This window comes from Coprobacillus sp., assembly GCF_984815275.1.
In genome coordinates this window covers 21,998-37,731 of sequence record NZ_CFJNYH010000006.1, presented here as the reverse complement: position 1 = coordinate 37,731, position 15,734 = coordinate 21,998, and the positions used below count along the sequence as shown (strand labels likewise).

14 protein-coding genes and 1 pseudogene are annotated in these 15,734 nt (G+C 30.9%); 10 read left to right on the top strand and 5 right to left on the bottom strand.

The window, feature by feature from the left end; translation table 11 throughout:
- Complete coding sequence (locus AC5M21_RS03615; RefSeq protein WP_302280684.1) at positions 1-1,374, top strand: [FeFe] hydrogenase, group A; 1,374 nt, start codon at positions 1-3, stop codon at positions 1,372-1,374.
- A 92-nt stretch (positions 1,375-1,466) separates the two neighbouring features.
- On the opposite strand, the gene AC5M21_RS03610 is transcribed toward AC5M21_RS03615, so the two are convergent.
- The 3 genes from AC5M21_RS03610 to tgt are packed head-to-tail and all read right to left on the bottom strand — an operon-like array spanning position 1,467 to position 4,257.
- Complete coding sequence (locus tag AC5M21_RS03610; RefSeq protein ID WP_302280683.1) at positions 1,467-2,096, bottom strand: epoxyqueuosine reductase QueH; 630 nt, start codon at positions 2,094-2,096, stop codon at positions 1,467-1,469.
- Entirely contained in the window at positions 2,096-3,121 is a 1,026-nt protein-coding gene (gene queA / locus AC5M21_RS03605) for a tRNA preQ1(34) S-adenosylmethionine ribosyltransferase-isomerase QueA (RefSeq protein WP_302280682.1), read from the bottom strand. The genes AC5M21_RS03610 and queA overlap by 1 nt, the downstream gene beginning before the upstream one ends.
- A gap of 2 nt (positions 3,122-3,123) precedes the next feature.
- Complete coding sequence (gene tgt / locus AC5M21_RS03600) at positions 3,124-4,257, bottom strand: tRNA guanosine(34) transglycosylase Tgt (RefSeq protein WP_008788914.1); 1,134 nt, start codon at positions 4,255-4,257, stop codon at positions 3,124-3,126.
- A gap of 357 nt (positions 4,258-4,614) precedes the next feature.
- Between tgt and AC5M21_RS03595 the strand changes: the two genes are divergently transcribed.
- The 5 genes and pseudogenes from AC5M21_RS03595 to AC5M21_RS03575 all read left to right on the top strand — a co-directional run bounded on the left by AC5M21_RS03595 (position 4,615) and on the right by AC5M21_RS03575 (position 7,316).
- On the top strand, positions 4,615-4,779 hold the full coding sequence (locus AC5M21_RS03595) for a CAT RNA binding domain-containing protein (protein ID WP_302280681.1): 165 nt from the start codon (positions 4,615-4,617) through the stop codon (positions 4,777-4,779).
- 123 nt (positions 4,780-4,902) lie between these two features.
- Positions 4,903-5,096, top strand: a pseudogene (locus AC5M21_RS03590) (family 1 glycosylhydrolase); the annotation flags it as partial.
- Positions 5,093-5,221, top strand: coding sequence for a hypothetical protein (locus AC5M21_RS03585; RefSeq protein WP_302280680.1), 129 nt, complete (start codon positions 5,093-5,095; stop codon positions 5,219-5,221). The pseudogene AC5M21_RS03590 and the gene AC5M21_RS03585, both read left to right, overlap by 4 nt.
- A gap of 125 nt (positions 5,222-5,346) precedes the next feature.
- On the top strand, positions 5,347-6,519 hold the full coding sequence (locus AC5M21_RS03580) for an MFS transporter (protein ID WP_008788910.1): 1,173 nt from the start codon (positions 5,347-5,349) through the stop codon (positions 6,517-6,519).
- Between the two features lie 170 nt (positions 6,520-6,689).
- Positions 6,690-7,316 (top strand): helix-turn-helix domain-containing protein, encoded by a 627-nt coding sequence (locus tag AC5M21_RS03575; RefSeq protein ID WP_302378494.1) that lies wholly within the window; start codon positions 6,690-6,692, stop codon positions 7,314-7,316.
- Between the two features lie 40 nt (positions 7,317-7,356).
- On the opposite strand, the gene AC5M21_RS03570 is transcribed toward AC5M21_RS03575, so the two are convergent.
- Positions 7,357-8,298, bottom strand: coding sequence for a TIGR03943 family putative permease subunit (locus AC5M21_RS03570; protein WP_008788908.1), 942 nt, complete (start codon positions 8,296-8,298; stop codon positions 7,357-7,359).
- A complete protein-coding gene (locus AC5M21_RS03565) occupies positions 8,298-9,338 on the bottom strand; it encodes a CobW family GTP-binding protein (RefSeq protein WP_008788907.1) in 1,041 nt (346 codons plus the stop codon). Before AC5M21_RS03565 ends, AC5M21_RS03570 begins: the two co-directional genes overlap by 1 nt.
- 157 nt (positions 9,339-9,495) lie before the next feature.
- Between AC5M21_RS03565 and AC5M21_RS03560 the strand changes: the two genes are divergently transcribed.
- The 4 genes from AC5M21_RS03560 (at position 9,496) to AC5M21_RS03545 (ending at position 15,733) form a co-directional block, all read left to right on the top strand.
- Positions 9,496-9,924: a MarR family winged helix-turn-helix transcriptional regulator gene (locus AC5M21_RS03560; RefSeq protein ID WP_008788906.1), complete on the top strand. Its 429-nt coding sequence runs from the start codon at positions 9,496-9,498 to the stop codon at positions 9,922-9,924.
- Positions 9,925-9,935: 11 nt separating this feature from the next.
- Positions 9,936-11,660, top strand: a complete 1,725-nt coding sequence (locus AC5M21_RS03555) for an ABC transporter ATP-binding protein (RefSeq protein WP_008788905.1) — start codon at positions 9,936-9,938, stop codon at positions 11,658-11,660.
- On the top strand, positions 11,660-13,516 hold the full coding sequence (locus tag AC5M21_RS03550) for an ABC transporter ATP-binding protein (RefSeq protein ID WP_008788904.1): 1,857 nt from the start codon (positions 11,660-11,662) through the stop codon (positions 13,514-13,516). Before AC5M21_RS03555 ends, AC5M21_RS03550 begins: the two co-directional genes overlap by 1 nt.
- Before the next feature lie 561 nt (positions 13,517-14,077).
- Positions 14,078-15,733, top strand: coding sequence for a GGDEF/HDGYP domain-containing response regulator (locus tag AC5M21_RS03545; protein WP_017143994.1), 1,656 nt, complete (start codon positions 14,078-14,080; stop codon positions 15,731-15,733).
- Position 15,734 lies beyond the last annotated feature (1 nt).

The window sequence follows — 15,734 nt, the reverse complement described above, 5'->3', positions numbered from 1 at the left end:
ATGAGTAAACATTTAGGAATGGATATTCGTGTACCCATAGAATGTGATAATCCATCAATTCAAAGAGATGAAGAAAAATGTATTAAGTGTGGTCAATGTAAGAATATCTGTCAAGATTATATTGGTGTTCATGGAACGTATAGCCTGGAAGATACATTAGACAGAGCAGTATGTATCAATTGTGGACAATGTGCAAATGTATGTCCAGTCTCAAGTATTCATGAAACTTATGAATATCCTTTCATTCAAGAAGACATGAAAAATTCTGATAAAATTATTATCTTTAACACATCACCATCAGTAAGAATTGCCTTAGGAGAAGAGTTTGGTATGGAAGATGGAACTTTTGTAGAAGGTAAAATGATTGCTTTATTAAGAAAACTAGGAGCTAAATATGTTTTAGATACAAATTTCTCAGCTGACTTAACTATTCTTGAAGAAGGTACAGAATTAATACGTCGCCTAACAAAGCAAACTAAGCCTTTACCGCAATTCACAAGTTGTTGCCCAGCTTGGGTAAAATATTTAGAAATTTATCATCCAGAAATGCGTAATCATCTTTCAACTGCTAAGAGTCCAATTGGTATGCAAGGGCCCACAGTAAAAACTTATTTTGCTAAAAAAATGAACTTAGATCCAACTCAAATTATTAATATAGCTGTTACACCTTGTACAGCCAAAAAATATGAAATCAAAAGAGAAGAGATGTGTGATGCTGGGAAATATTTAGGAATTGATAATATGCGTGATATGGATTATGTGATTACAACAAGAGAACTGGCAAAGTGGGCTAAAGAGGAAAATATTGATTTTACATCTTTAAAAGATTCAAAGTTTGATTCACTAATGGGTGAAGCAAGTGGAGCTGGTGTTATTTTTGGAAACTCAGGTGGAGTTATGGAAGCAGCACTTCGTACTGCTTATGAAATAATGACAGGTGAATCAGCTCCAATCAATTTGCTTACATATACGCCTGTAAGGGGATTGGATGATGTTAAAGAAGCAAGTGTAGATATGAATGGTATAACAGTAAATATTGCAGTGATTTTTGGTACAAAAAATGCAAGTCAATTTATTGAAAAGATGAAGACTGCTGATAAAAAGTATCACTTTGTTGAAGTTATGACATGTCCAGGTGGTTGTATTGGTGGTGGTGGTCAACCAAAAGATACGAAATATCAGGGCGATCTCCTTCGCGCAAAAAGAATTGCAGGACTTTATAACAGAGACCAATCAATGAATTTAAGAAAAAGTCATGATAATCCTGAAATTCAACAGTTATATAAGGATTTCTATCAAGAACCAATGAGTGATTTAGCAGAAAACATGCTACATACAACTTATATAGATAGAAGTAAGGAATTAGGAAAATAAAAAATGTATGAGTCTCTATTATAATTCTCTATAAAGAACAAAAGGAAGAACTCAATCTATTTATCATAGATTTAATTCTTCCTTTTTAAATACTATTTTTGGTTTTCTCTTTTTAACATTTCTTCATAACTAAACATACAGCCACAGTAATTTTGTCGATACATTTCATACTCTTTTGTCATTTGAGTTGATTTAAGATAACCATTATTTTTCTTGAAATCAGCATATAAGAACTTTGGTGTAGAACTTTGCCAAGCATCTCCAATTTCATTAATCCATTGACTATTTTTATGTGGAGATATACTCAAGACAGTTGTCCAATAATCATAATGATTTATTTTTGCATAATCAAATGTTCTACGCATTCTTAAACTATAACATAGTCTACATCTCATACTTCCCTCAGGTAATTCTTTAAGTGGATAAAGATGAGAAACCCATTCAGGATGATTGTAAGGATCTTCGATAACTTGAATATTATGCTTGAAATCTTGATTAAATCTCTTTATAAAATGTAAAAGTTCCTGATATCTTCTTTGATATTCATCAATAGGATAAATATTTGAATTAGAATAATAAATAGTTATATGAAAATATTCAGATAATTCTTTAATGACATAACTTGAACAAGGACCACAACATACATGAAGCAATAGAGTGGGTTTTGTATCTCCGAGTCTCTTTAATTCTTCTTGAAGCTTTAAATCATAGTTTATTTTCATTATTGAATAAACATACAATCACCAAATGAGAAGAAACGATATTTTTCTTCAACTGCATGATGATAAGCCTTTAATATAAATTCTTTATTGGCAAAAGCACTCACTAACATCACAAGGGTAGATTTAGGTAAGTGAAAATTTGTAATTAAAGCATCAATAGCTTCAAATTGATAGCCTGGATAAATAAAGATATCAGTACTTTCCTGAGTTGCTTTAAATTGTCCATATTTCTTAAAATTTGCTTCAAGTGTTCTTGTAGATGTTGTACCAACACTTATAATACGCTGACCATTTGCTTTGGCATTGTTTAATTGTTGTGCAACATCTTCATCAATCATGTAAAATTCACTATGCATGTGATGTTCTAAAACATCATCTACTTTAACAGGTCTAAATGTTCCTAACCCTACATGAAGAGTCACATCTAAAATCTTTACACCTTTTGCTTTGACTTTATCAATAATATCATCAGTAAAATGTAAACCAGCTGTTGGAGCAGCAGCACTTCCTTCAATCTTTGCATAGACAGTTTGATAACGGTCCTGATCTTCAAGTTTTTCCTTGATATAAGGAGGAAGAGGCATTGTTCCAAGAGTATCTAAAATCTCATAAAAGATACCTTCATAAATCATTTCAAAGTGACGTATTCCTTCATCACCAATATGAATACATTTTGCTTTTAAAGAACCGTCACCAAAAGTAATAATAGTATCAATTTTTACAATTCTTGCATTACCTACGAGACATTCCCAAACGTCATTACCTAAATCCTTAAGTAACAAAACTTCAACATGACCATTAGTTTCTTCTTTTGTTCCATAGAGTCTTGCAGGAATAACCTTTGTATTATTTCTGACTAAGATATCTCCTTCATGTAAATAATCAAGAATATCATAAAAATGTTTATCTTCAATTGTTTCATTCTTTCTATCTAATACCATCAAACGAGAAGTATCTCTCTTTTTTAAGGGAGTTTGTGCAATTAATTCTTCAGGTAAATGATAATCAAATTCACTTAATTTCATATTTAAAATGCCCTCTCATATACATCTCTACCATAATGATCTAAGAATTCTTCTTTAAAGTCTAATAAACGATCCTCTTGAATTGCATTTCTAATATCTTCACTTAATTGTAATAAGAATGCAACATTATGGATAGAGAGTAAACTCTTTCCAAATATTTCATCACATTTATGTAAATGTCTCAAATAAGCACGTGTATAGTTACGACAAGTATAACAATGGCATTTATCATCTATAGGCGTAAAGTCATATTTAAACTTCTCATTATTAATATTCATTCTTCCATAATGTGTCATTAATGCACCATGTCTCGCCACTCTGGTTGGTAAAACACAGTCAAACATATCAATGCCTCGCATAGCACCTTCTATGAGGTCAATGGGATTTCCTACTCCCATTAAGTAACGTGGTTTATCTACAGGTAGCCATTGAATCGCATCATCAATCATTTTATACATGACATCCTTAGGCTCACCAACACTGGTTCCTCCAATAGAATAACCTGGAAAATCCATTTTCACTAATTCTTTCGCACTGAATTCTCTTAAATCTTCAAATTCTCCACCTTGAACAATTCCAAACAACGCTTGATCATCTCTTTGGTGAGCATCTTTACCACGTTTTGCCCAACGAAGGGTTCTTTCAACACTGTTTTTCATATAGTCATGTGTACAAGGATAAGGAGCGCATTCATCAAAACTCATAATAATATCTGCACCTAAATCATTTTGAATTTGAATAGCTTTTTCAGGGGATAGAAATAATTTCTTTCCATCAACAATACTTTTAAAGGTAACACCTTCTTCTTCTATCTTTCTTGTTTTTCCTAAAGAAAAAACTTGAAAGCCTCCACTATCTGTTAAGATAGGTCCATCATAATTCATAAATTTATGTAAACCACCAGCCTGTTTGACAACATCTTCACCAGGTCTTAACCATAGATGATAAGTATTAGAAAGAATCACTTGTGAGTTCATTTCTTTTAATTGTTCAGGCGAGATACCTTTGACTGTAGCCAATGTTCCAACGGGCATAAACATAGGTGTTTCTACATCTCCATGAGGAGTATGCAAGATACCATATCTTGCTCCACTTTGCTTACATACATGTTTTAATTCATACCAAAAACCTTCCATTTTTTCACCTCTTTTTTAGCACTACTCATTATACATGAAAGTTGTTATAAGTTCAAATTTTATCTGTTATTTATATTTGCTTAAAACATATTCTATAGTGTATAACATTAGGTGATAGGATGACAGATTATTAAATGTTAATGATCATGAATAGTGTTGTTGAATGGCTTCTTGAAATAATCAAGAAGTCAAATAAATAATAAAAGCTTAGGATACTGTCTATCAGCAGTACCTTTTTACATTTTTATTATGCTCCAAGATATATTCAATTCCGATAAGTTGCTAGAAGGAAATAAGTGAAGTATGAATTTATTTGATAAATCAATTTATTGAGTTTTTTTCTAGAAAGGTCATTATATGAAAGTTAGCCAAATATTAAATAATAATGTGGTAGTTGTCAAATGTGGACCACAAGAAGTAATTGTTTATTCAAAAGAAGTTTCTTTTAAAAAGCATCCAGGTAATTCCATTGAATTTAGTGAAATAGATAATACATATATATTAGATTCATATGATGAATGAGAACGTCTTAGTTATTTATTAACAAATACAAAAGAATAATGTTTTCAGATTGTCATTCAAGTGATAGATTATGGTGAAAATCTTCTAGAAAAAATGTCTGATTATCTTTATCTTACTTTCTTAAATCATGTTGATTGTAGTGATTATTTGATGTGGTGGACTAATAGATTTAGTAAGTGCAACAAGTGGAGAAATGAAAAAAAGATATGAATTTATTTATGTAGACAAAAATGATGATGGAACAGGTTCGTATCAGCGTATAAAAAAACTCTTTTTACTGGTTTAAAGAGTTCTTAAAAAGCAGGGAGTATAAATGAGGTTTACAATAAGATGTATTAATGATACAATAAACAAAGATAGTGAGGTGGAAGACATGCATATTAATAATCAACAATATTCAAATTCATATCATGATGCATGGCTTACACAGGAACAACATTAACCGGTTTTTCTTACAAGGGACGAGTGCGTCCAAAATAGGGGAACTGTCAATACAATAATAAACAAAGGTTCCATTTTTATTGTGGAATCTTTTTTTGTTCCCCAGAAGAGAAAAGGGGATTTATCATGAAAAAGAATTTATATTTAAATTATATATTTGAATTTTTACTTAATTTGAAACTCACAACATTACTTTGGCCAACATTTTTAATTATGAAAGGATTTACTCTTATTGATGTTGGAATATGTGAAAGTATTTTCCATATCACATCAATGTTAGGAGAAATGCCAACAGGAATTATTAGTGATTTATATGGAAGACGATTGAGTCGATTGCTAGGAAGACTTATTGATATTATATCCATTATTGTTTTAATTATAGGACAATCAGAATGGATGATGTATTTATCATTTATATTGTCTGCATTATCATATAATTTAGAATCAGGTACTGATAGTGCTTATGTTTATGATCTTTTAATGGAAACTCATGAACAAGATACTTTTCCTAAGATACAGGGAAGAAGAGAAATTGTGATTCAAATGGCAACCTTATTAGCAACAACAATTGGTGGAATCATTGCAGGATTGAGTTATCAATTGACATATGGCTTATCTATACTTGTTGTGATAATATCTATTTTTGTTTTGATGCAGATGAAAGAGATTCGAAATCAGCATTATGTCAAAACTCATATTCTAAATGATATGAAACAACAAGTCATTATGAGTTATCAGCTTATTAAAGAAGATCATCAAATCTTTTATTTGATTTTAAGTACATCACTTTTTTCAGCATCATTAACAACATGTTATTATTACTTAACAAATTACTGGACTGAGTTAGGTATAAAGATATCATCTATTTCTATCTTTTTATCATTAGAAAATGTTGCTGCTATGATTGCAGGAACGTTGGCTTATAGAATTCTAAAACATTATTCACAAAAAAAGTTACTCTTAATTCTACCATTAGGAATTGTTATTTCTATGATTGGAATACCTTTTTATCCTATTTCTATTTTAGCAATATGTGTGATGGCATTCTTTGAAACAATACTGTATATAGCTATGACGACTTTTTTAAATGAAAAGGTTGAAAGTCACTTAAGAGCAACACTCTTATCTGTCTTATCTTTAGGATTTAGTTTAGTTATGATTATTTATTTTCCATTAGTTGGATTGATTGGTGAATTTTTTGGATTAAAGATTGCTTATATCACTTTATTTGTTGTAGTTAGTGTTATTTATATAGTTTATCAATATGTTATTCGAAAGCAATATGAAAAAATTTCCTAAAGAAAATATTCTGGGAGATGAAAAATATTTTAGAGTTTAGATATTTGAGTTTTCATTTAAAATTCTTGTAAAATAAGAGTATGCAACTGTTAGGTGCGAAACTGACAAGTGAGCTATGTCGTATGCAACAACTCAATTTGATAAAATAAAGGAGTCAGGAGGATTAGAAAATGAAACTGAATGAGAAATTATTGCAATTAAGAAAAGAAAGAGGTCTATCTCAACAACAGCTAGCAGAACAATTAGATGTATCAAGACAATCTGTATCCAAATGGGAATTAAACGAAAGTATACCAGATATACAAAATATAGTGGCTATGAGTGAATTGTTTCATGTAAGTACTGATTATCTGTTAAAAGATGAAATGGAGAAGAATCAGGCTGATGATAATCGTATTGATATTATCCTCGTTGTTTCTACACTCATTATTTTTTTAGGACTTGTTTTAGCTTATACGTTATGGAATTATTATCAAAATTCAATATGTTTATTCATAGGTATGTTTATACAGGTATTAGGTATTATACTCTTTGAGGTCTTTGCAATACCATTGCATAAACAATCATATCAGAAAACATTTTTTAGTATCAATATTTGGTTGTTAACACTTATACCTATTCGCTATTTTATTGAATATACAGTGACATTTCAGCATCTTTATAACATATTATATCAACTGATTGATAATAGAATAGGAACTATTCTGATCTTTTATCTACCAATAATTATTTCTCTAGTTATAAGTACACTCATCTTTTACTTTATAAGAACTTCATTTTTTGAAAATGATAAATAAAATCAATATCCTTCAAAGAAAAAAGGACAATAATTGTCCTCTAATCAAAAGTTACATATTCATTATCTAATGGTGGTACGACTTTTAAGTCGTCCACTTTTAATATACAAACTTCTCCACCAATATCCAAATCAAATTCTAGAACAATCTTTCCAGTGACTTGAATCCATTCATCAGGAATAAGTTGTTTTGCTGCTGGGTGTTCACAAACCATTCCAATAAGCGAAGTATCTTCTTCACAACAAACCATTGCCAATCGCCCAATAACGAAACCATCTTCAAGTTGTTTATCACGTCCAATAAATTTGCCTTTTAGCGTAACTGTTTTACCAGCATATTTATCAGGATGATCTAAAGCATCCATACAAAAGATACCAAAATCATGATCCAGGACAATAAGTTCATCACCAGAGATATCAAATGGCAATTCATCATCATCTAAAGTGTTCACTGTTCCGTCATCTTTCTCATAAATAATCTGACAAGTTGAGTTTATTGCCTTAATGTTGTTTCTCAAGAAAGATTTTTTAATAGAATTATCAATTCTATTAAATATTAATAAATCAGTATGTACAACATGTTGAAATAATAAAGAACGCATGTTTTGAATATATAAGCTAAATGTTTGTGCATTAATAGTTGTTAAAACTTGAACAACTTCCCACCCATCAGGAAGACTACAAGCCAATAAGCGATTCACATTAAACATTCCATTGAGTTCAATAAGAACTTGAGTTGGATTGTATTTGTTTCTTAAGTCTTCAAAATATTCATATGTCCATTGATCTTCATTCGTAACATAAACAATATCACAATTTAAAGTTTCAATTTCTTCTTGATTATATCCAACTTCACCTTGTTCACTTACAATTAATAATGATTTTTCACCCTCACAAAAATCAGTTGAAGTTATTGTATCATTGATAAAAGTTGTTTTTCCACTATCTAAAAATCCAGTAAATAAATATATACGTGTCTTCATTATTCAACTCCAAACAATTCACTAATTTTATCTTCCAATAAATCCTTACCAATGACACAAATACGTCCAGTGTAATCAGCAGGACCAACGCGAACTTCATATTCACCAGGCACTAAGTCAAAATGTAACCATGTTTTTTCAGGAGTTTGTAAAATTCCTTTTGCACGAAGAATACTTCCAAATTGAGATGAAGATGACAAAGTTTTCAAAATGGTTTCTAATTGATCTTGTGTGTATGTATGAATGGTTTCTCTACCCATGCTTGTAAAGACTTCATCAGCATGATGATGTCCATGTTCATGGTGGTGTCCACATTCACATTCATGACTATGTTCATGATGGTGGTCTTCATGACAGCATTCATGTTCATGATGGTGCTCTTCATCATGGTGATGTCCACATACTGGGCATATTTCTACTTCTTTGAGGAGAACTTGTTGTAAAGAATCTTTGTTTTCTAAGGCATTCATAATTGTATCTCCAGTTAAATCATCCCAAGGTGTTGTAATGATATTGGCTTTTGTGTTGAATGTCTTAATGATTTGAATATCTTCTTCTAGCTTATGCTGATCAACATCTTGAGTACGACTCAATATAATTGTTGAAGCATATTCAATTTGATTATTAAAGAATTCACCAAAGTTTAATGAATAGGTCTTGCATTTTTTCGCATCAATTACAGCAATAAAGCTGTTTAATTGCAGTTTATCATCATGGACATTGATAACTGCTTGAATAACATCAGATAATTTGCCAACACCAGATGGTTCAATAATAATGCGATCTGGATGATAATCTTTCACAACTTTTTCTAACGCTTCACTGAAATCTCCAACCAGAGAACAACAAATACATCCAGAGTTCATTTCAGTAATTTCAATACCAGCCTCTTTAAGAAAAGAGCCATCAATACCAATTTCACCAAACTCATTTTCAATTAACACAACTTTTTCATGGCTTAAGTTTTCTTTGATTAACTTTTTAATTAATGTTGTTTTTCCTGCACCAAGAAAACCAGATATAATATCAACTTTACTCATAATATGACCTTCTTTCTCTTCGTATTATAACACTCATATTTTTGACAAGCAAATAAAACGTATACAAGATAAATGTATGACATATCTTGACAATAGGTTCATATAGTATTATAGTTAGTATGCTAATTATTAGCATACTAACAAAAGAGGTGAATTTATGCAGATACCACTCTATATTTTATTATTTAAAACATTTCATGCTCAAAGAAAGAAAAATCGTGCTCAAATGTATGAAATGAATTTAGCACCTGGACAGCCAAAAGTCTTACGCTATATTTCTACAAATGATGATTGTAAATTAAAAGATATTGCTGAAGCTTGTGATGTAGAACCAGCTACAGTGAGTAAGATTTTAAATGGTCTAGAAGAAAAAAATATGTTAACACGTCAGATTAATCCACACAATAAACGTGCTTATCAATTAAGAATTACACCACTTGGACAAGAGGCTTTAAAAAAATGGGATATTCATTGTAGGGAAGTAGAGGCTATTTCTCTGCAAGGTTTTAGTGCTCAAGAAAAAGAACAATTTAAAGACTATTTGTCAAGAATGTATATGAATTTAGCAGGAAAAGAATTAGAATAGGGGGAATTTTTATGCTAAAACGTTTGTTTCCTTATGCACAAAAACATCGTAAATACTTGATGCTAGCATGTGCATGTGTCATTTTGGAGACAGTTTTTGAGTTGGTTATTCCAACATTAATGGCAGATATTATAGATATTGGTGTTGCAAATAGTGACAAAGGATATATTTTATGGAAAGGTGCCCAAATGATTATCTGTGCTTTATTAGCACTGATTTTAGGAATAATGTATGCTCGTTTTGCTGCAACAGCTGGACAAGGATTTGGAGCAGAACTTAGAAAAGATGAATTTGAAAGAGTTCAGAATTTCTCATTTGCAAATACTGATCATTTTTCAACGTCATCTTTAATTACTCGTTTAACAAGTGATGTGACAATTCTACAGACAGCAATTAGTAATGGAATTCGACCACTTGTACGTGCTCCAGTTATGTTATTAATGGCATTGTTTTTTACTTTTACAATTAATCCAGAATTGACTATGGTGTTTGTTGTAGTGACACCAATATTGGCTTGCGGACTTTTTGTGATTGTTAGGAAAGTAGGACCGTTATATCGATTAATGCAAGCAAGCATTGATCAAATCAATACAGTTGTGCAAGAAAATTTAAATGCTATAAGAGTCGTTAAATCTTATGTAAGAGAAGGGTATGAGGAAGAAAAATTTAAAAAAATGAATATTGCATTAAGAGATAACAGTGAACATGCATTTAGAACATCAGTTTGGAATATGCCACTATTTCAATATGTAATGTATACAACAATTATCTGCATTCTTTTCTTTGGAGGACAGATGATTTTTGAAGGAGTCATGAAAGTTGGAGAGTTAACAGGTTTTTTAAGTTATGTCATGCAAATTTTAAACTCTTTGATGATGATTTCAGCAGTTTTTTTAATGTTAACACGTTCTATTGCCAGTTGTGAACGTATTATAGAAGTATTGGATGAAGTTCCTGATATTCATGATCCGCAAAATAAAGATTTGATTGTTAATAGTGGTGATATTACATTTCACCATGTTTATTTTAAATATAAGACAACAGCTAAAGAATATGTTTTAAGTAATATTGATATGCATATTCCAGCAGGTTCAACAATTGGTATTTTAGGTGGAACTGGTTCAGCCAAAACGAGTCTTGTTCAACTTATTCCTAGACTATATGATGTTAGTGAAGGAGAAGTTCTCATAGATGGTCATAATGTAAAAGAGTATTCTATAGAACATTTAAGAGATAGTGTAGGAATGGTTTTACAAAAAAATGTTCTATTTAGTGGCACAATTAGAGAAAATCTTTTATGGGGTAATGAACATGCTACAGACGAAGATATTGATTGGGCTTGTCATGTCGCTAGTGTAGATGAATTTATTCATCAATTTCCAAAAGGGTATGAAACTGATTTAGGACAAGGAGGAGTCAATGTTTCAGGAGGACAAAAACAACGTTTATGTATTGCAAGAGCGTTATTAAAGCATCCAAAGGTTTTAATTTTAGATGATTCAACAAGTGCTGTAGATACAGCGACTGAAGCAAATATTCGTGAAGGTCTTGCAACTCTTAAAGAAACAACAAAGTTGATTATTGCCCAACGAGTATCCTCAATTCAACATGCTGATCAAATCATTATCCTTGATGATGGACATATCAATGCGATTGGAACACATGATGAACTTTTAAAGAATAATAGTATCTATCAAGATATTTACTATTCTCAAATGGAAGGAGCTGGTTTATAATGGCAAGACAAATAACGAACGCTAAGCCTAGAGATATGATGAAAACACTCAGTTCTTTTAAAAAATATATGGGGAATCACAAATATGCATTATTAAGTGTTTCATTATTAGTTATCATGAGTACTGGAGTTAATTTATGGGGAACCTTTCAAATTCGTACAATAGTTAATCATTATATTCTTCCTAGAGACTTTCAGGGGTTAATATCATTTCTTATTTTCATGGCTTGTATTTATGCAATAGGGGCAACTTCTACGGCAATATATAAACAACTCATGGTTCATACCTCTCAAAAAATAGTTGAAGAAATGAGACAGGATTTATTTTGTAAAATGCAAAAGTTACCATTACGATACTTTGATAGCAATGCACACGGGAACATTATGAGTCATTTTACAAATGACTTAGATACTGTTCAGGATGCTTTAAATAATTGTTTTGATAATTTGATTCAAAGTTTTATTATGATTGTTGGAACACTAATATTAATTTTTATTTTAAATTGGCAACTCTCATTAATTGTATTAGGTTGCATGATTGTTATGTATTTTATTATTCAATATTTAAGTCATCGTAGTAAGTATTATTTTACTCATCAACAGGCAGCTATGGGTCAACTTAATGGATTTATTGAAGAAATGGTTGATGGTGTTAAAGTGGTTAAAGTCTTTAATCATGAACAAAAAAATATAGATGAATTTAATAAGCGAAATCAAGCGTTGCAATATGCTTCAACAGAAGCATTAACTTACTCAGGAAGAACAATACCAACAGTTGTCAGTATTTCTTATTTTAACTATGCAGTTGTTGCTTGTGTGGGAGGTTTCTTTACTATAGCTGGTATGATGGACTTGGGAAGTTTATCATCATATTTGATTTTTGTAAGGCAGACTGCACAACCAGTTAATCAATTTACACAGCAGTTAAACTTTGTGTTAGCTGCTATGGCAGGTGCAGAGAGAATATTCGAAATGATGAATGAAATAGAAGAAGTTGATGAAGGACAAGTGACTTTAACACGTGTTAGAGAACGTAATGATGTTTTATATGAATGTCAGGAACATACTGGATTATGGGCATGGCGTCATCCTCGACCAGATGGTAGTGTAGAACTTGTTCCATTAAAAGGGGACGTCCGTTTTCATGATGTTGTGTTTGGCTATGATTCTGAGGTCACAATCTTAAAAGATATCAATCTTTTTGCGAAGCCCGGACAAAAGATTGCTTTTGTTGGAAGTACTGGAGCAGGAAAAACAACAATTACAAACCTAATTAATCGCTTTTATGATATTCATAGTGGGAGTATTACTTATGATGGAATTGACATTAAACTTATCAAGAAGAACGATTTAAGGAAATCTATTTCTATAGTGTTACAAGATACGCATTTATTTACAGGGACAATAGCTGATAATATTCGTTATGGAAAACTTGATGCAACTATGGATGAAGTTATAGAGGCAGCAAAGTTGGCGAATGCTCATAGTTTTATCAAACGTTTACCAAATGGCTATGAGACTATGTTAACAGGTGATGGAGCAAACTTATCACAAGGTCAACGTCAGTTATTAGCCATTGCACGTGCAGCTATTGCTAATCCACCAGTTCTCATCTTAGATGAAGCGACAAGTTCAATAGATACAAGAACTGAAAAGCTTATTGAAAAAGGTATGGACAGACTCATGGAAAACCGTACTGTTTTTGTAATTGCTCATCGATTATCAACAGTCAGAAACTCTAATGCTATTATGGTATTGGATCATGGTCAAATTATTGAACGTGGCAGTCATGATGAACTGATTGAACAAAGAGGAAGATATTATCAATTGTATACCGGTCAGTTTGAATTAGATTAAAAAGAACTGTAACGAAATAACTAGTAGTTATTTTGTTCAGTTTCTTTTTGTTTTGTAACTCTATAGACGAAAAAAATATATATTGGATGGATCATGGTCAGGATACTTTAGTATGCTGAAATATAATGTGGGGCAGTGTGAATCATCATCACAAAAGTGCCATAAATGTGGATATATGAATAAGAGGATAAAAGAATTAAGCAATAGGGAGTGGGGGTGTATGCAATGTCAGATAAGAGAGATGTTAATTCAATACTTTCATGTTCCTTGCTAACTTTTGTTTATTATTCATCACAAATTTGAATTTCTTAAAATTTCTTTAATTCAAGTATATAGATTTTTGAAAAGAAGTTAAGAGTAAAAAATGATTCATTTAAATCAAACAATGCTTCCTGATGATTTGACAAGTCATTTCCTTTTATTTTATATTATTCTTATTTTATCAACAGAAAATGATACAACCTATTAGTATACGTCACCAATATACCAGTTGTAAATGAGTATTGGAAAAATTATAATAAAATTGAATTTATAAAATGTTATGAAAGTGACTGAAGTATAATGGATAAACAAAAAATATTAATTGTAGATGATTCAGAAATGAATAGAGATCTACTCGTTGAAATTCTTAAAAATCAGTATGATATTGTAGAAGCAAATAATGGTGCTGAAGCAATTACAATTCTTTCACAGCAAAGAAAAGACTTTTCACTATTACTGTTAGATATTTTTATGCCTGAAATGGATGGATTTGAAGTTTTAACTTATATAAACAAATATCATTGGGATGATAACCTTGCTGTTATTATGATTTCTGCTGATAATTCTCCTTCTAATATTAAGCGTGCTTATGATTTGGGGGCATTTGATTATATCAGTCGACCCTTTGATTCAACAATTGTCCATCGTCGTATTTCAAATACAATGCTTCTATATGCGAGACAGCATTATCTTGAAAAGATTATAACACAACAGTTTCATGAACAGGAAAAAAATAACAAACTGATGATTTCAATTTTATCTCATATTGTTGAATTCCGTAATGGTGAAAGCGGTCTACACATATTACGTGTTAATGCCATTACTAATCTTTTATTAAAAAAGCTGATACAACAAACTGATCAATATGTTTTATCTGAGACAGATATTGCTTTAATTAGTACAGCATCATCTCTCCACGATATTGGAAAGATATCAATATCAAGTTCTATTTTGAATAAACCTGCTCGCTTGACTGATCAAGAGTTTGAAGTTATTAAAACCCATCCTATAATTGGAGCAAAAATGTTGCAGGACTTACCTACTGAACAACAAGAATCTCCCCTTGTTAGTGTTGCCTATGAAATATGTCGATGGCATCATGAGAGATATGATGGTAGTGGATATCCTGATGGATTAAAAGGAGATGAAATTCCAATAGCAGCACAAGTCGTTGCTTTAGCAGATGTTTATGATGCATTAACAACAGAAAGATGTTATAAAGAAGCTTATTCACATAATCAAGCACTAAAAATGATCTTAAGGGGTGAATGTGGGGCTTTTAATCCTATTCTTTTACAATGTTTAATAAATATTTCAGATATGCTTGAAACTGAATTGAAAAATGTAGCAAAGATTCAGCCAACACCTCAAAATATTAGAAATATGATTGAAAAGAAAAATATTAATGGAATCCTTGATAGAAATAAAGATCCCTTATCATACGAAAAAACATTGCATTTGTTATACACTGATCCTCTAACTGGAGTATACAATCGTCGATATTATGATGAACATTTTGTCAATCAACAAGATATTGAAAATATGGTTGTCATCGATATTGATAATTTCAAATCTATAAATGATTCTTATGGCCATTATGTTGGAGATTGTGTTATACAAAAAATAGCAAAAACAATAGTATCATGTGTCCGAAAGATAGATACTGTCATTCGCTATGGTGGAGATGAATTCATTATTATATTCTGTTGTATTCCATCTGATTTATTTAAGAAACGATTAAAGATTATACGTACTTCAGTAAATATGCTAGAATTTGATGAATGTCCAAACATTTGTGTATCAATAAGTATGGGTGGGATTTATAAAACGGATAATCCAATAAAACTATTTAAAATTGCTGATGATTTTATGTATAAAGCAAAAAATAAAAAAAATAAAGGAATCGTGGCTATTTATGATGACAAAAAAATTATGAGAGAAAGTGAGGAAATATAAT